Genomic DNA, 17,064 nt, shown 5'->3' on the forward strand with positions numbered 1-17,064 from the left:
ATGAATAGACCCTTATTATTGATTTTTATGATGTTGTAATCGCGACCTGGCTCAGGATTGTCGTTGTGGACGACGGGCGATCAAATACAGGGTGATCAGTGCCAATATGCTGGCGATCATCACGTACCAGGCCGGTGCGAAACGGGTACCGGTATTCTGGGTCAACCAAGTGAGGATTGCCGGGGCAAAACCACCGAACACGGTGACAGCCAGGTTATAAGAGACTGACATGCCGCTGGCACGAACTTCGGTAGGAAAGAGGTCTGATAACGCCGCAGGTGCCACGCCGACGAACAATGACACCAGTACGCAAAACAGTGTTTGCACCAATATCAGCATCGCTGTGGTGTGATAGGCATCCAGCAGCAACAATAATGGGTAGCTGGCGACCAGCAATAGTGCGGCCCCGGCCTGTAAGATCTTCAGCGTCCCTATCCGGTCTGACCAGGCACCGGCCGCTACGCAGCACACCACCATAAAGCAGTTGCCGATCAGCGCTGCCAGAAACGCCTGGTGGCTTTCGAAGTGCAGGACGCGCTGGACGTAAATCGGCATATAAATAATCAGCGCATAGATACTCACGGCCCATAGGATTGACAGCCCGGTCCCCAGCAGGACTGCATGGCGATGGGTACGGAATAACAATCGCAACGGCATCTCTGGTGCACGTTTTTCTTGCAGTCGTCGCGCCTGTTCCTCCGCGAACAGGGGCGTCTCTTCAAGCGTTTTACGCATCCATAAACCGATCGGTGCGATTGATAGACCGATGATGAATGGGATGCGCCAGCCCCAGTCGCCCACTTGCTCGTGGCTGAGTGTCAGCGTGACGGCCGTTGCCACAAGTGCGCCGAGGATATTGGATATCCCCATGCTGGCCTGTAGCCATGAAGCGTATTGGCCCTTTTGATTCGCGGGGGCATGTTCGATCAAAAAGGCCGCTGCACCACCAACTTCACCGCCCGCAGAAAAACCCTGTAGCACTCGACCACACAGGATCAGCAGTGGTGCGCCGATACCAATAGCGCTGTAGGGCGGAGCAAAGGCAATGATTGCGGTACCGACGGCCATGGTCATGATAGTCAGCGTCAGAGCGGCCTTGCGGCCGACCCTATCGCCATAAGCGCCGATCACCAATGCACCGAGTGGGCGAATGACAAACCCGAGACCGAAGGCCAGAAAGGCTTCGAACAATTGAGTACCGGGATCGTTCGGGTGAAAGAAGTTCTGCGCGATATATACCGCAAAAAAAGCGTATACCGAGAAGTCATACCACTCCAGCGCATTGCCGACAGAGGCGGCGGCAATCGCTTTGCGGCCACTGCTTTTTATGCGTGGTGTAACACTGGCGTCTGTGGCCAACAGCGGAGATATTGATGGGGCCGTGCTTTTATTCATCGTTCTTCTCCACGAGGCAGTGAGATATACGGCAGGGATTTTTCAGCAATCTCGTCCAGTGACTCTTGATAACCGGCGTCGGCGTAGCGCATCACGCCCGTGCTGGTGTCGTTGGTCATCGACAGCTGCAGGCGTTGGGCCGCCGCGTCGCTGCCGTCAGCAACGGTGGTGATACCAGAACTGGTCATATAACCGCTGTAACCGCCGCCACCGGAGTGGATAGCCACCAGATCTGCCATGGAGGCGCAGTTGACCAAGGCATTCAGCAGTGGCCAGTCGGCGATAGCATCGGAGCCGTCCTTCATCTTTTCAGTCATGATATTGGGGTGTGTCATTGCACCGGCATCGAGATGATCGCGTGTGAAGGCGATTGGGCCGGACAAACGACCGTCCGCCACCATACGGTTCACCTCTAGCGCCAGTTCGGTGCGTTCACCGTGGCCGAGCCAAGCGATGCGTGCCGGTAAGCCCTCGAACGGAACATGCTGACGTGCCAGGGCGATCCAATTACTGACGATGCGATTGTCGGCGAAGCGTTGCAGCAGATAGTCGTCAATCACACGAATGTCATCGCTATTATTGGACAGGGCTATCCAGCGGAATGGACCGATGGCACGGCAAAACAGCGGACGCAGGAAGGCTTCGGTGAAAATAGGGATCTCGAATGCACGCTCAACACCGCCCTGATGGGCGTGAGTGCGTATAAGATTGCCGTTGTCGAACACTACCGCTCCGCGATCCATAAAACCGAGCATGGCCTGTACGTGCTGAACGATAGAACGGCGACTGGCTTCCATCAGGGCATTGATGTCTTTTTCGCGCTGTGCCACGACGTGATCGAGGCTATACCCGGCAGGGACATAGCCGTATACCAGGTCATGCGCTGCTGTTTGGTCGGTGACGATATCCGGGATTACGCCACGGGCCAGAATCGCCGGGTAGACCTCGGCGGCATTACCTAGCAGGGCGACAGAAAGGGCTTCTTTGCGCTGCTGAGCGGCAGCGATCATCGCCAGTGCCTGGTTGAGATCTGCTGCTTGATGCTGAAGAAAACCATTTTTTAGCCGTTTGTCGATGCTGGCTTGATTGACTTCGATGGTCAGAATCGCGGCATTGGCCAGGGTGCCTGCCAGTGGTTGGGCGCCGCCCATGCCACCCAACCCGGCGGTAAGAATAAAACGCCCACGTAGATCGTTGTCAAAATGCCGTTCGGCAATGCGCGAGAAGATTTCATAGGTACCCTGGATCACACCCTGCGAACCAATATATTGCCAGTCGCCGGCGGTCAGTCCTCCCCAGCAGATCAGATTCTCTTTTTCCCAACGGTAGAAGTTTTCTGCTTTCGCCCATTGGCCGACCATATTGCAGTTGGCCATGATCACCAACGGTGCATTAGCGTGGGTTTGCAACAAGCCGATTGGTTTGCCGGACTGCACCAACAACGTCTGGTCTTCGCGCATGGTTTTCAGTGCGTGAACAATGGCATCGTGAGATGGCCAGTCACGTGCGGCCCGGCCAAGAGCGGCATATACCACCAGTTCATCCGGATTCTCACCTACTGCCAACACATTCTCCATCAGGCGCAGCAGGGCCTCTTGCCGCCATCCGCGGCAGCGTAACGTGGTGCCGGAGGTCACCCCAAAGGTTCTTTTCATGCGGCATCTCCTGTAGGCAGGTAACTGCGTAGATCGATACCCAGCGTTTTTTCCACCGGGGGATAGACCGCAGGATCAGTAACCGACGACGAGAGCGGGAACTGAGAGTGATGCATATGGAAAATTACGACGTCCATTCCGGGTTTCAATTGTCCAGCGCTGATCGGGTTACCGTTGATATCCAGCGTGGTGATGACGTCCGGATAGCTGGCAATTCGCTCACCGTGCGCATCTTCTACAGCCATATGTTCATTCATGACGTGGATACGGCGTAGCCCATTGCCCTGACCGATCGTCACAATGCCGACGTCAAACGCCTCGTCGGTATAGCGTAAGCTGTTGTCGGTAACGACACCGCTGCCGATAATTTGGCCACCGGTATGGCGGCAGATCGCATCAACAACATGACTGCCCCGTGCCTTCAGAATACTTTCACCTAATGAGAGCGCCTGGCTGATACCGCCCAGCGCTGCATGTTGACGTACATAGGCGGCCGGAATCGGGTTGCGGCAACTGGCGATAAATCCCCCCGACATGTCGGCCGCTTTACGCAGCACTGGCGATACCTTGGCGGTAGCACCTTTCACGACTAACTCGATATAAGCATTCTGTGTACGGTTACCACCGACGGCGGCCTGAATCATTGGTTGCGGACTGGAGGCCAGGCCAATTGAACCCATATCACCGGTTGGATGAGCGCGCAGATCGCCGACGGCATCAACGACCTTGCAACCCAGAATCGCCGCCGGCAACCAGCCGTTGAGGGTACTGGACATGCCATTTTGACCGACCATCAATCCCGCAATAGGGGCGCCCAATTCCTGTTGTACCAGTTGAACCGCCTTGACGTAGTCGACACCCAGCATCTGCCAATCGGTCAGGCCGCCGGGAGCGCCAATTGCCGCGGCGGTGGCGATCCAGGCATCATCAGCCAACTCATCAAGAGTGACCAACTCTGGTCGGCCAATCGTCACGGCCAACCGCCCCAGCTCTAGGCCGTGGGCAACCCAGCCACCGCCGCCGCAGGCAAATACCGAGCCGCCTTTTACTGCGGCTTCTACATCATCAAGTGTTAAAACACGCCCCATGGTCTGTGCTCCTGAAAGTATCGGTGAGATTGCGCTTGAATGAATAATCTGTGAATAGTTGCGCTACCGGAATTCGATACTAGGGGGCAGATAACCAAAATGTCGCATTACTTTTTATCACCTGTATATAACAAAATGTTAACCAATGGCATGCGGGGAATAATATGCCGCAATCATGAAAGATGGCGGCAAGAGGGAGGGCGGGAAAATGGCTTAACGCGACCAGTGGATCTGCACCGATTCCAGCGTTTGGATAAATGCTTGAGCCAAGCGGGACAGCGGTTCGTACATCCCATGCACGATACTGATGGGGGTGTTTGCGGTGGGTTCTATCGGCCGAAAAACCACCTTGGTCCATACCGGTCCGTTGGCGGTAATTTCGTCGATCAAGGCTATGCCCACCCCGGCTTGTACCAGTGCGCAGGCAACGTGGATCTGTTGCACCTCGACGGTGGGCCTCAGAAGAATGTCTGCATCGTTCAACAGTTTGCGTACCAGCTGGCCGATAGGGATGTCGGCACCGTAGCCAATAAAGGGTTGATCGATTAAATCTTCGATGCTAATCACATTTTTAGCTGTCAATGGATGAGAGGCGGGTAACGCCACCACTAACCGGTTCTCGTACAATTGACGCGAATGAACGTTGGGATGACCTTCATGCAGAAAGGCGACACCCAACTCAACCTGTTGTGTTAGTACCGCTTGCAAGAGCACATCCGGGATCATGGTGTGCAGAATTACCCGAGCTTCAGGCAGTTGTGCATGAAACTTGGCGATGGCACTGGGGATAAGGCCTTGCCCCAAACTTGGGCTACAGGCTATGCGCAGGTGCCCCATGCGGTTTTGTATCAAATCCTCAGCCACTTCGTTGACCCGCTGTACCCCTTGATACACCGAGTTGACTTCGACAAACAGGTGACGTGCTTCTGGTGTTGGGTACAGGCGCCCCTTGATGCGCTCAAACAACGTCAGGCCTAACCGTTGTTCGGTATAGGCGATGAGCCGTGAAACTGCTGGTTGAGAAACGTGTAGCAGTTTTGCGGCACCGCTGATCGAGCCGGTCAACATGATGGCGCGGAACACTTCGATTTGCTTGAGGTTTAAACGCACACGTCCTCCAGAGTGGTTAACATTTTGTTATGCATGAGTGATAAACAAGCATAAGACAGAATAGATAGCCTCACCCTACACTGGCCTTGGTATCGGCACAACTGGTCGATTGATAACCTGAGATATGTGCATTTTTATGCACTTATCGTATGAGGTGTAATGTAATAAGGGGGGAGCGTTATGAATTTGAATCAACGACCAGAGCTGGTGGTAAAGGGCAATTTGGTGGATGCCGAACGGGTGACACCTGACGGTTGGCTGGCGATCGCCGGCGGTAAAATCATAGGTAGCGGCAGTGGACCGGCTCCTGAGGCACACAAGGTCATTGATGCCAGCGGTAAATGGATCTTGCCCGGCGTGATTGACGGTCAGGTGCATTCTGGCAGTCAGGCTAATCAGGAAGGGCTGGGATGGGCATCGCGTGCGGCGGCGGCTGGCGGTATCACGGTGATGGTTGATATGCCCTATGACGATCCCGAGCCGGTGGCTTGCCGCGCACTGTTGGATGCTAAGATTGCCGAGGTCGAGCGTGACTGCCATGTCGACGTAGCCTTGTTTGGCACTCTTAATGCGACCTATGGTTTTGACGCTGCCGCGGGTCTGATCGAAGGTGGCGTATGTGCCTTTAAATTCTCTACTTTTGAGGCCACGCCGGGGCGCTTCCCTCGAGTAGATGAAGATGACCTGATGCACGCTTTTCAGTTGATTGCGCCCACCGGGCTGGCCTGCGCGGTACATAACCAAATGCAGGAGCTAACGCGTAAGAATATTCAACGGATGATCGACAATGGTGATACCGGCTGGGATGCTTTTATGCGTGCCCATACGCCCTTGATTGAAAATCTGGCAACGGCACTGATTTATGAGATGGGGGCAGAAAGCGGTGCTCGCGCCCATGCGGTGCATGTTTCCACGTCACGCGGTTTCGAGCTGTACCGGATGTATCGGCAGGCCGGATATCCCGTCAGTATTGAAACGTGCGTCCAGTACCTGATGCTTAATCACGAACAGCATACGCGCCAGTTTGGTGCCAAAACCAAGCATTACCCACCGATCCGCCCAAAAGCAGAAACGGAGCTACTGTGGAGTCATATTGCGCAGGGCGATTGTACTTTCGTTTCGTCCGACCACGTTAGTTGGGGGCTGGAGCGGAAAGGGGATACCAACGTGTTCAAAAACGCGTCCGGAGGACCCGGGTTGGAGACCTTGCTGCCCGCACTGTGGACGGGATGTGAGCAACACGGCATCGCACCGACGACCGTGGCACAGCTGTTGTGTCGCAATCCTGCTCGCCATTTCCTTCTAGACGATCGCAAAGGGGCGTTTAGCTCCGGCATGGACGCTGACTTTGTCATCCTGCGGCCGGAACATTATCGATTTGACCCGGCTCACAGCCTGTCTGCAGTCAAATGGAGCGCTTTCGAGGGCATGGAATTTAGCGTGCGGGTAGAAGCAACCTATTGCCGCGGGCAGGCGGTTTTCGCCGATGGGCATATTGTTAACGCGCCGGGGACGGGCCAGTTCCTGCGTCCGCACATTGCCAGAGGAGAAAACCAATGACAGGGTTAATCAATAGTGAACGCTTATGGGCACGGGTCAATCATCTGGCACAAATGACGCTGCCGGACGTACCTTGGACACGGCGTGCCTTTACACCGCTGTTCAGTGAGGCGCGCATCTGGCTCGCTGAGCAAATGCAGCTGGCCGGACTGACAGTGACGCTGGATGAGGGGGGCAATCTGATTGGACGTCGTGCTGGGTTACGCAATGATTTGGCGCCAATCGTCACGGGATCGCATTGCGATACCGTGGTTGGCGGCGGGCGCTATGACGGCATCATCGGTGTATTGGCGGGGATTGAAATAGCCCATTGTCTGCACCAACAGGCAATTGCTTTGCAGCATCCGTTTGAGGTGATCGACTTTCTGTCCGAGGAGCCGAGTGATTATGGCATTTCTTGTGTTGGTAGCCGGGCGCTCAGCGGTGAGTTGGACAGCGACATGCTGGCGGCGAAGAATGCACAGGGTGAAACTCTGGCGGAGGCCATGACGCGCATTGGTGCCCAGCCTGAAAAACTGACCCAACCGTTGCGCTTGCCTGGAGGCACCGCCGCTTATATTGAATTGCATATAGAACAGGGTCCCGTGCTGGAGCGTCAACAACTGCCAATAGGTGTTGTGACGCATATTGTCGGCATTCGACGGGTATTGGTGACGGTGATTGGGCAGCCGGATCACTCTGGCACTACGCCTATGGATATTCGGCGCGATGCGTTGGTCGGTGCTGCGCATGTTATCGAACAGGCCCATGCCGCGGCATCGCGACAGAGCGGAAACCCACATTATGTGGTGGCGACCGTGGGCCGTATCGCCATGACGCCTAATGTACCCAACGCAGTACCGGGGCGGGTGGAGTTGATGCTTGAAGTCCGGAGCGACAGCCAGCAAGTATTGGATAGCTTTCCTGAAGTGCTACGGGAGAATTGTCTTGCGCGGTTACAGGCATTGGGTTTGCAGGCGGAATTACAGCACGTTAGCCGAGCACGTCCTACCGCCTGCGCGGAAACGGTGATGCAGGCGATTGATAATGCGGCACAATCACTCGGGTTGGTCAGTCGCCGTCTGCCTAGCGGAGCCGGGCATGACGCTGTTTACATGGCACCGACCGGGCCGGTGGGAATGGTGTTTATTCCCTGCATGAACGGGCGTAGTCATTGCCCTGAAGAATCGATTACCGAGCAACAGTTGGCGGACGGCGCCAGGGTATTGGCGCAAGCATTGATTAATTTGGATAAGCAATTGGCGTAAAAAAGGGGCCTATTGCCCCCTCAGCGTGCAGACAACCTGCTGTGGGGGCGAACATGCCCCCACAAGTAAGGGCAGCATGCAGCACCCCCTGCCATTAAACCACCAGGCACTATTGTGCCCTTGCAGTCTTACAGTTTAGGGCCAGCGCCCACCAGCTTTTCACCCGCCGGTGTTACGGTGTATTTTGCGAAGTTATCGATAAAGCGCTGTGCCAGATCCTGCGCTTTCTCCTGCCACAGTGATTCGTCAGCGTAGGTTTTGCGCGGATCGAGGATCGAAGGATCAACGCCCGGCAATGCTGTCGGAACCGCAAGGCCAAAGATCGGCAAGGTGAAGGTCTCGGCGTGTTCTATCTCACCGTTCAAAATAGCGTCGATGATGCCGCGTGTGTCCTTAATGGAAATACGCTTGCCGCTGCCGTTCCAGCCGGTATTGACTAAATAGGCCTGCGCACCGGCGGCTTCCATGCGTTTAACCAGCACTTCGGCATACTGCGTCGGGTGCAGTGTCAGGAAGGCTGCACCGAAACAGGCAGAGAAGGTTGGGGTTGGCGTGGTGATCCCACGTTCAGTCCCCGCCAGCTTGGCAGTGAAACCGGACAGGAAGTGATACTGGGTTTGTTCCGGTGTCAAGCGTGACACCGGTGGCAACACCCCGAAAGCATCCGCAGTCAGGAAGATGATTTTCTTCGCATGGCCTGCTTTAGACACGGGTTTGACGATGTTTTCGATGTGGTCAATCGGGTAAGACACACGGGTGTTTTCGGTTTTGCTGGCATCATCGAAATCAATGCTGCCATCGGCCAATACCTGCACGTTTTCTAACAGCGCGTTACGGCGGATCGCCTGGTAGATCTCAGGCTCTGCCTGTTGAGACAGTTTGATGGTCTTGGCGTAGCAGCCGCCTTCAAAGTTAAACACGCCATCGTCATCCCAGCCATGTTCGTCATCGCCGATTAACTGACGTTTCGGATCGGTGGAAAGGGTAGTTTTACCGGTGCCGGACAGGCCAAAGAATACGGCAACGTCCCCCTGTTCACCCACGTTAGCGGAACAGTGCATTGACGCGATGCCCTGCAGTGGCAACAGGTAGTTCATGATCGAGAACAACCCTTTTTTCATTTCGCCGCCGTACCAGGTGCCGCCGATCAACTGCATGCGCTCGGTCAGGTTAAAGGCAACGAAGTTCTCCGAGTGCATCCCTTGCTGTTGCCAGTCCGGGTTGGTGCATTTGGCCCCGTTCATAACCACGAAATCCGGTTCAAAATTTTGCAGTTCTTCGTCGGTTGGGCGAATAAACATGTTTTTGACAAAGTGTGCCTGCCAGGCCACTTCGGTGATGAAGCGTACCTTCAGCCGGGTATCGGCATTGGCACCGCAGAACGCGTCCACAACAAACAGACGTTTTCCGGAAAGTTGGTTACCTACCAGCGTTTTCAGATGTTGCCAGATTTCTGGCGACAGCGGTTGGTTGTCATTTTTACCGGTGCCGTTGTCGGACCACCAGACGGTATCGCGCGTAGTGTCGTCACGCACGATGTATTTATCCTTCGGTGAACGGCCAGTGAACTCGCCGGTATCGACGTTGACCGCACCTAATGTTGTTAGCGTACCGCGTTCCAGTGCCGGCAGGTCGGCACGGGTTTCCTCAGTGAAGAGTTGCTCGTAGCTTGGGTTATGGACGATTTCGGTAGCCTGATGGATGCCGTAACGGGCCAGTGTTTGTGGGGTAATAGCGATTGAAGACATATCCTACTTCCTTATTAGTTCTATGCCCGCTGACGTTGAGGCCGCAGTAAAACTGCCAGCAATCAAAAAGCCGCAGGGCATATATTATGTGCCTGTTTTCTGCACGGTGCCGCGTACAGAGACAAGCTCGGGTACAGCTGACCGGATTCAGCTAATTACCGCTCCGGTTCTCATTAATAAACGCACGGATTTTTACTTCCACCTATAGCATAGCAGTGAATTTACGACTGATTATTTTAATTACAAAACGCTGACGATAATTAATTAAAACTAACATCAGCGAAGGCTCACAATATTGGATTAATAAGATGTAATTTGGTTTTGTATTTTTATTTTTTATCATATTGTCAGTGCTGTCTACTACTTTATTTATTATAAGAAATCTAACTTTTTCAAATAATGATTTGTTTTAACTCTTTAAATTACTTCACGTATCGTCAGACGATCCGCTCCATACTGAACACTTGTCAGCAGGGTGAATAATGAAACAGATAAATGCAGAAATTGCGTGTGAGAAAGATACGCCGCAGCCTGATCCATCAGGATTAATTAACCAAATCCGGCAGATGGATATCGGTGCAGTACCGGTCGCACTGTTTATCACTATTTGTGCCATTGTTGCTGTTTCGGCCTACGCCAACTTCTTGCCAAAGAATATGATTGGTGGTCTGGCGGTGATTATGACGCTGGGTTTTGCGCTGGCCCAGTTAGGGAAAAGTATTCCCGTGTTGCGCGATATTGGTGGCCCGGCGATTCTGTGCCTGATGGTGCCATCGGTATTGGTTTACTTTAATTTCTTCCAGCCGAACGTAATGGCTACCGTTCACCTGCTGATGAAAGATGCCAATCTGCTGTACTTTGTGATCGCCAGTCTGGTTGTCGGTAGTATTCTTGGCATGAATCGGGTGATCTTGATTCAGGGCATGATCCGCATGTTTGTGCCTTTGGTCGTAGGCACGGTGACGGCAGTGGTGACGGGGTTGTTGGTGGGTAAGCTATTTGGTTTTACCTTCTATCACACCTTCTTCTTTATCATTGTACCGATCATCGGAGGCGGTATTGGTGAAGGCATTTTGCCACTGTCACTGGCGTATTCTGCCATTTTGGGATCCACACCCGACGTGTATGTGGCGCAACTGGCACCCGCGGCGGTATTGGGTAACATCTTTGCCATTGTGGCGGCGGGTGTGCTGGCCCGTCTGGGTATGAAGCGCAAGGCATTAAGCGGTGATGGTATGCTCATCCGCTCGGCTCAAGAAAACGCAGTGTTTGCCATTAAAGAAACCAACGGTCATGTCGATTTCCAATTGATGGGAGGTGGGCTGCTGGTGATTTGCGCCTTCTTTATCGTCGGTGGCCTGTTCGAACACATTGTGCATATCCCAGGCCCGGTGCTGATGATCTTGTTCGCGGTACTGTGCAAATACTGCCGGGTGATACCAGCGTCAATGGAAACGGGGGCACACAGCTTTTATAAATTCGTCTCCACTGCTCTTGTGTGGCCGCTGATGATTGGCTTGGGCATGTTGTATGTGCCGCTGGAAAGCGTGGTGGCCGTTTTTTCAATAGGTTATGTGGTGGTCTGTGGTTCGGTGGTGTTGTCGATGGGGTTGGTGAGTTTCCTGATTGCACCTTACCTAAAAATGTACCCGGTTGAGGCGGCCATCGTCACCTGCTGCCACAGCGGGTTAGGCGGGACCGGTGACGTAGCGATCCTCTCGGCATCCAACCGCATGGGACTGATGCCTTTTGCGCAAATCGCCACGCGTATTGGCGGTGCTTCTACCGTAATTGGTGCCACGTTGTTATTAGGTTGGTTAATCTGAGTCCAAACGACATTATGGATACCGGGGTGGATTGCCCCGGTTTTTTTATTTGTGTCGCTGGCTAATAGTAAGCACTAAAGCGTAATGGGAAAGGGCACCGTTATTTTAATTAGAGGACGCGGTATTTTAATAAAAAGTGTCTATGCTTTTCGTTAAGGGATTATCGTTCTCATTAAGAGTGCTCATGGAGGGTGCCAGCCGCATTACCGAAATCCCCGTATTGACTCAGCACCGGACCCCGGCCATTCAGGCTATCCGTCAGTGATGCCCTCGGCTCACTGAAATGACGAATATGGAGATTTTGGTATGTCATCAAATAATCAACAGGCTAACGCTTCCGCGGAAGCTATAACCGTATTGGCCCTGCAGGGTGCTTATAAACCTGAAAGCGACTCACAACTTAATGTGATTCACCCATCAAAAAGTTTTGAGAATGCAGGGCTGGAATTGATTCGTGGCGATCGGAGCTGGCACGACAAAGGTGTGACAGAGACGGCGGTCAGCCTGAGCTATAGCTTCTGGGAACAGGCTCCAGGCAATATGTCGAGCATGGCGATCAGCGGCTTCAGCAGCTTTAATGCACAGCAGCGTGAACAGGCGAAACTTTCACTGCAATCTTGGTCAGACGTCGCCAATATCACCTTTACAGAAACCAGCAATACCCAAAGTGCAAACATCAAATTCGGCCTGTTTGATGTCAGTTCTCGTGGATCTTATGCTTTTGCCTATAATCCGGACTCATCGCCATCGGTGGCGGGACAAACCTGGTATAACGCCAAAAGTAACGTGTTCGTCAATAATTTGATTCACGAAAATGAATACGGACGCCAAACATTTACCCATGAGATTGGTCATGCGTTGGGCCTGGCAACATCCAGGGGATTACAACGCTGCGCCTGGCGTCAGCATCACCTACAGCAAAGATGCCACCTACTTTGAAGACAGTCGTGCTCACAGTGTCATGAGTTATTTCAGTGAAAGCAGCACGGGTCAGGACTTCAAAGGGGCATACTCCTCAGCGCCGTTGTTAAATGACATTACGGCGATTCAGCATTTTTATGGCGCCAATATGACGACGCGCAGCGGTGATACGGTTTATGGTTTTAATTCCAATACCGATCGTGATTTCCTCACAGCCACCCATGCACAGGACAAAATCGTTTTTACCGCGTGGGACGCTGGCGGTAACGACACGTTTGATTTCTCCGGTTTTAGTCAGAATCAACGTATTAATCTTAACGAGAAATCGTTCTCCGATGTGGGTGGCCTGAAGGGGAACGTTTCAATCGCTGCAGGTGTCACGATCGAGAATGCGATTGGTGGTGCGGGAAATGATGTATTGATTGGCAATGCTGCGGATAACCTGTTGCAAGGCGGAGCAGGCAACGACGTGCTGTTTGGTGGAGCCGGTGCTGATCACCTCTACGGTGGAGCGGGTAAAGACACCTTTGTTTATTTTGGGGCGTCGGAATCCCGTGCGTCCGCACCGGACTGGATCCACGATTTTGTTCGTGGTGAAGATAAGATCGATCTGTCGCTGTTTAATACCGGCAGCAATAGCATTGAATTTGTCAGCCAATTTAGCGGCAAGGCCGGAGAGGCTATGTTGACCTATGACCAACAGGCTCACGTCAGTGATGTGGCAATCAATATGGGCGGTGGGTTTGACGGCAGTGATTTTCTGGTGAAAGTGGTCGGGCAACCTTTGGAAACCAGTGATTTCGTGCTGGCGTGAAGCTAGATGGCAATAATAATTCGGTGTTTTGAGAAAAAACCCGACAATTCCTATTATATCCGTCATGTTAGCCTGACATAGTAATGCCCAGAAGGCCGGGCTTGCATACCTCGGGCTTCTGCCGAATCGCCAACCCTTAAGGTTGGCGATTCATTTTCCATCTTTCAGCATGTTGATCGCCGCGCCGATCAGGATCCGGCGTTCAATATCGTTGCTGTCGTCCAGTTGCTGTGTCAGGTGTCTTGCCAGCGTTTCTACCGTTAAAACCTCACCACGATGGCGTAATTGCATCACGCTGTCGCCGATCAAGCGTGCGACTTCATCCCACACGGGCTTTATCTCCTGCTCCGAGAACATCATCGTTTACCTCGGCTGGGTGATTTTTGGTCAATGTAGCAGGTGAGCCAGGGGTTCGCTACCACCGCGATCGCACAATTCTAAAAGCGGAAGTATAAAAAACAAGCCATCAGTGTTTCTTCTGGTTTTTTCATCCAATACTGACAGTGTTGAATATTTGGAGGATAAATGATGAAACTGATCGATCAATTGGCTGACTACCATCGCCGGAGTCAGCGGGCAGAGGTGCAGCATTGGTTGAGTCGTCTGTGGATACCGCAAGGGGAGGCACGAATCGCCTATCTGCGCGAGCTGCTGGAGCCTGAAGCCCAACAATCCGCAAAACGGGATCACCAATAGGATGGTGTTCGCCAGTGTCCGGCCGGACTGGCGTTACTCGAGAATATCTTCGATTTCTTCAAGCATCTGGTGACCTAAATCGGTGGTGATCATTAATATACCGCAGATCAAAATAACCAGTGCCAGCAGCAGTAAGGCAATTTGCACGCCGTTGCCATTGTGTTTTGCCATCGGTCTTGTTCCTTGCGGTTAGCCAAAGACGATCGCCGCCCAGCGTAATAACAGTAGGGCGAGACAGATCAGCAACAAAATCAAAAACATCTTCCAGTGTTTGGTGCGCATGCGTTTGGTTGCCAATGTGACCTCCTGTTTGTGTGATCAACTGAAATACCAGCCGCCGATAACAAAGATAACGATCACCACCACCGCCAGGACTTTTAGTAAGTCACTGAAGGTGTCATCTGGGTCTTTATCTGCATTTTTCATTTTACCGCCTGGCCGTAGCCATGGAGAGGATCTCGCCCACAGTATGCCTGTTGTGCTGGCACAGGCACAGGCATTTACCGTAAACGGCTTGTAAAAAATGTGGGAATAGGTCACTGCGGGGTGAATTCGGCAGGTGCAGGCAGCGGGGAATACGTTGTACTATTCTGTCTGCACAATGATTCATTCAATAAGGTATGGCAATGGCGAGCGAAATTCCGAAAAAATATGAAAACACCGAACGTTGGGCGTTTGGCAATACTGAGCAGCAGGCTGACGACATCGTTAAGCTGATCCTCAACGGCACTAAGACGGCAACCTGTGCCAATCTTGATGGTGAAGGTATCCCGCTGGCCGGTGATGTGTTTGTTGTTGTTGATGGTAAAGGTAACCCAATTTGCGCGGTAGAACTGACATCAGTAGAAATGAAAACCTACGATCAGGTTGATGAAGCGCATGCTTATGCTGAAGGCGAAGGTGACCGTTCACTGGCCTATTGGCGTAAAGAGCTGCAGAGTTTCTTTGAAGAGTATGAACTGTTCTCACCTGATATGACGCTGGTGCTGATGAATTTCAAAGTGGCAGAGACTTTCTGATTTGACACTTCCTGTTCCCTACGTCTGCCAGTGGGCGACACCTGAACTTGCAGCCGACTTGATTGCGGGGCGAGCGACGCTGGCGGATGACGCCAACTGGGCGCTCAGTGGTGCGTATGATCGTGCGGAATACATCGAATGGGCCAACCACGTCTGCGGTATGGCCTGTCTGAAAATGGTGCTGAGCCACCGCGACGGTGATGCGCCATCGCTGATGGAACTGGCACGCCGCAGCCTGCCTTACGGTGCTTACGTACGTGAGGGGGAGCGCATTAAGGGGCTGATCTACGCGCCATTTGTCGACTATGTGCGTGAACAGTTTGCGTTGGCGGCCGAGGTTCGGGTTGGGATTGAACCTGAGGCGTTGCTGCCGTTGTTAGCGCAACACCGTTATTTTATGGCCTCGGTGCATCCTGGTATTCGCCAGCCTGAGCAGATACCCCCACAACGAGGTGGTCATCTGGTACTGGTGACCGCGGTTGAGGCTGACCGTGTGACTTTCCACAATCCTTCCGGTGACAGCCTGGCGACACGCAGGCAGGTAACGTTACCGATGAGCCACTTTGGCCGTTTTTTTGCCGGCCGTGGTATCGCTATCGCATAAAAAAACGCGCCGTGTTCCTATGGGACACCGCGCGCTCTTCCGTTTACCGCCGTTCATTCCAATCGCATCACCCAGGCATCGGTCTGCCGATCATAATGTTGTTTATACAGCAGCGATTGCTTGCCATTCAACATAGCCGGGATACTGGTGTGTTCATCCCAACCGTCTAACTGCATACACAGGTCGGGATCCGACTTGCAAGGGATCGCCAGCGTACTGGCTTGCTCGGACGAAGAAGACAAATGCGCATCATCGACCTCAAAACTGCCTATTTTCACCACGGTTTTGCCCATTGGAACTCCTTGCCTGATCTTCTGGTATGAGGTGTGACCAGTTAGGTCATCAGTATCAGCATAGACAAATGAGCAAAAAATGCCACATAAAAAATACAAACTGGCAACATGCGCGAACGATAGCTACCGCATGACTTTAATATGTCACCACAAAACTGACGTTGTCCTGATAAGTACCGACCGGCGCTTCGGACTGTGCCGGATTGATGGCTGCCTTGAACGGGATGCTCTGAGTCAGGCCGGTGCCGGCACCGCTTTGCGGGTTGGTGCTGCTCCATACGGTCGATGTATTGGGCAGATAAATTTGGTACTGCAGGAAATTAGTGGTGCCATTAATCATCTGCCGCCAGCCGGTAATCGGGTTATTACCATTGGTGAAGTAGGTGGTGTAGCTCTGGCTCTTGGTGCAGGTGAGGGTAATGCTTTGGTTAATCGGATTAAATTGGCCAACCAGTGCCATACTGCCAAAGTTGACGCTGTTGGCGGTATTGATCAGACAACTTTTGGTGATAATTACCGTCACGGTGACGGTACTGGGTTGGTTTGTACCGTCCCACCAGACACAAATACCGAGTAAACCGAGGCCGCAGATATGGTAGTTCCACACCAGGTTGATGGTGTCGGTATAAGTCCCGGCGCTGACGTTCGCACCGGCAGTCGTTTTGATATACACCGGAAAGTTGACGTTGGGCGAGATAAGGATCAGCGTTAACAGATTCAGGGTGCTGTAGTTGATGGTCTGGCCCATGGTGTAGGGATACTGATAATTTGCGTCGGGATAAATCAGGTATGAGATTTTATCGCCTGAGCCATTGGTATTAAGCAATGCCATCGAGTTGGTGGTTGAGGCAATTTGTACCGTCACGGTATTTTGCGTCAGCAGTGACAGGCCAAGGCCGGTGCAGTTTAACCCTGCGGTGCCTTGGGCATTAATTTGCCCATTGTAAACAGCAAAAGAGCTGCTGCTGGGCAACGTTACCGTACCGCTGGTGGTGGTACAGTCTGCCAGTGCCCGTTGACAAAACATCAGCATCAACGCCGCCAAAACTATCTTGATTTCCCGATACATATTGCTTTTCTCCGTGTGG

General features: G+C 52.8%; 16 protein-coding genes and 1 pseudogene. 7 read left to right on the forward strand and 10 right to left on the reverse strand.

Annotation, left to right across the window (positions count from 1 at the left end; genetic code table 11):
* Window positions 1–51 precede the first annotated feature (51 nt).
* The 4 genes from SGBXF1_RS10450 to SGBXF1_RS10465 all read right to left on the reverse strand — a co-directional run bounded on the left by SGBXF1_RS10450 (window position 52) and on the right by SGBXF1_RS10465 (window position 5,248).
* Entirely contained in the window at window positions 52–1,395 is a 1,344-nt protein-coding gene (locus tag SGBXF1_RS10450; RefSeq protein ID WP_186428333.1) for an MFS transporter, read from the reverse strand.
* Complete coding sequence (locus SGBXF1_RS10455) at window positions 1,392–3,050, reverse strand: urocanate hydratase (protein WP_186428334.1); 1,659 nt, start codon at window positions 3,048–3,050, stop codon at window positions 1,392–1,394. Before SGBXF1_RS10455 ends, SGBXF1_RS10450 begins: the two co-directional genes overlap by 4 nt.
* Window positions 3,047–4,138 (reverse strand): DUF917 domain-containing protein, encoded by a 1,092-nt coding sequence (locus tag SGBXF1_RS10460; RefSeq protein WP_186428335.1) that lies wholly within the window; start codon window positions 4,136–4,138, stop codon window positions 3,047–3,049. Before SGBXF1_RS10460 ends, SGBXF1_RS10455 begins: the two co-directional genes overlap by 4 nt.
* 213 nt (window positions 4,139–4,351) lie before the next feature.
* Window positions 4,352–5,248, reverse strand: coding sequence for a LysR family transcriptional regulator (locus SGBXF1_RS10465; RefSeq protein WP_037422454.1), 897 nt, complete (start codon window positions 5,246–5,248; stop codon window positions 4,352–4,354).
* Window positions 5,249–5,428: 180 nt separating this feature from the next.
* Between SGBXF1_RS10465 and SGBXF1_RS10470 the strand changes: the two genes are divergently transcribed.
* Both SGBXF1_RS10470 and SGBXF1_RS10475 read left to right on the forward strand, forming a co-directional pair.
* Window positions 5,429–6,808: a dihydroorotase gene (locus tag SGBXF1_RS10470; protein WP_186428336.1), complete on the forward strand. Its 1,380-nt coding sequence runs from the start codon at window positions 5,429–5,431 to the stop codon at window positions 6,806–6,808.
* Entirely contained in the window at window positions 6,805–8,055 is a 1,251-nt protein-coding gene (locus SGBXF1_RS10475) for a Zn-dependent hydrolase (protein WP_186428337.1), read from the forward strand. Before SGBXF1_RS10470 ends, SGBXF1_RS10475 begins: the two co-directional genes overlap by 4 nt.
* Before the next feature lie 128 nt (window positions 8,056–8,183).
* Here SGBXF1_RS10475 and pckA read toward each other — a convergent pair whose 3' ends face one another.
* Entirely contained in the window at window positions 8,184–9,803 is a 1,620-nt protein-coding gene (gene pckA, locus SGBXF1_RS10480; protein ID WP_186428338.1) for a phosphoenolpyruvate carboxykinase (ATP), read from the reverse strand.
* A 482-nt stretch (window positions 9,804–10,285) separates the two neighbouring features.
* Between pckA and SGBXF1_RS10485 the strand changes: the two genes are divergently transcribed.
* Together SGBXF1_RS10485 and SGBXF1_RS10490 are read left to right on the forward strand one after the other, a co-directional pair.
* Entirely contained in the window at window positions 10,286–11,629 is a 1,344-nt protein-coding gene (locus SGBXF1_RS10485) for a 2-hydroxycarboxylate transporter family protein (protein ID WP_037422471.1), read from the forward strand.
* A gap of 306 nt (window positions 11,630–11,935) precedes the next feature.
* Window positions 11,936–13,364, forward strand: a pseudogene (locus tag SGBXF1_RS10490) (serralysin family metalloprotease).
* A gap of 150 nt (window positions 13,365–13,514) precedes the next feature.
* Here SGBXF1_RS10490 and SGBXF1_RS10495 read toward each other — a convergent pair.
* The gene (locus SGBXF1_RS10495) at window positions 13,515–13,724 is read right to left on the reverse strand and encodes a hypothetical protein (RefSeq protein WP_037422475.1); all 210 of its coding nucleotides are present in this window, start codon (window positions 13,722–13,724) and stop codon (window positions 13,515–13,517) included.
* Window positions 13,725–13,889: 165 nt separating this feature from the next.
* Between SGBXF1_RS10495 and SGBXF1_RS10500 the strand changes: the two genes are divergently transcribed.
* Window positions 13,890–14,060, forward strand: coding sequence for a hypothetical protein (locus SGBXF1_RS10500; protein ID WP_186428553.1), 171 nt, complete (start codon window positions 13,890–13,892; stop codon window positions 14,058–14,060).
* Window positions 14,061–14,093: 33 nt separating this feature from the next.
* On the opposite strand, the gene SGBXF1_RS10505 is transcribed toward SGBXF1_RS10500, so the two are convergent.
* Together SGBXF1_RS10505 and yniD are read right to left on the reverse strand one after the other, a co-directional pair.
* Complete coding sequence (locus SGBXF1_RS10505; protein ID WP_156479096.1) at window positions 14,094–14,231, reverse strand: hypothetical protein; 138 nt, start codon at window positions 14,229–14,231, stop codon at window positions 14,094–14,096.
* Window positions 14,232–14,249: 18 nt separating this feature from the next.
* On the reverse strand, window positions 14,250–14,357 hold the full coding sequence (yniD, locus tag SGBXF1_RS23845) for a small membrane protein YniD (RefSeq protein WP_012144841.1): 108 nt from the start codon (window positions 14,355–14,357) through the stop codon (window positions 14,250–14,252).
* A gap of 329 nt (window positions 14,358–14,686) precedes the next feature.
* Between yniD and SGBXF1_RS10510 the strand changes: the two genes are divergently transcribed.
* Window positions 14,687–15,079, forward strand: coding sequence for an ASCH domain-containing protein (locus SGBXF1_RS10510; RefSeq protein ID WP_037422476.1), 393 nt, complete (start codon window positions 14,687–14,689; stop codon window positions 15,077–15,079).
* 1 nt (window position 15,080) lies between these two features.
* A complete protein-coding gene (locus SGBXF1_RS10515) occupies window positions 15,081–15,683 on the forward strand; it encodes a C39 family peptidase (RefSeq protein ID WP_130380386.1) in 603 nt (200 codons plus the stop codon).
* Window positions 15,684–15,736: 53 nt separating this feature from the next.
* Here SGBXF1_RS10515 and SGBXF1_RS10520 read toward each other — a convergent pair whose 3' ends face one another.
* Both SGBXF1_RS10520 and SGBXF1_RS10525 read right to left on the reverse strand, forming a co-directional pair.
* Complete coding sequence (locus SGBXF1_RS10520; RefSeq protein ID WP_037422480.1) at window positions 15,737–15,976, reverse strand: YebV family protein; 240 nt, start codon at window positions 15,974–15,976, stop codon at window positions 15,737–15,739.
* 136 nt (window positions 15,977–16,112) lie between these two features.
* Window positions 16,113–17,045 (reverse strand): Csu type fimbrial protein, encoded by a 933-nt coding sequence (locus SGBXF1_RS10525; protein WP_037422490.1) that lies wholly within the window; start codon window positions 17,043–17,045, stop codon window positions 16,113–16,115.
* Window positions 17,046–17,064: the final 19 nt, after the last annotated feature.

Source organism: Serratia grimesii, from assembly GCF_900186025.1.
Classification (GTDB): domain Bacteria; phylum Pseudomonadota; class Gammaproteobacteria; order Enterobacterales; family Enterobacteriaceae; genus Serratia; species Serratia grimesii.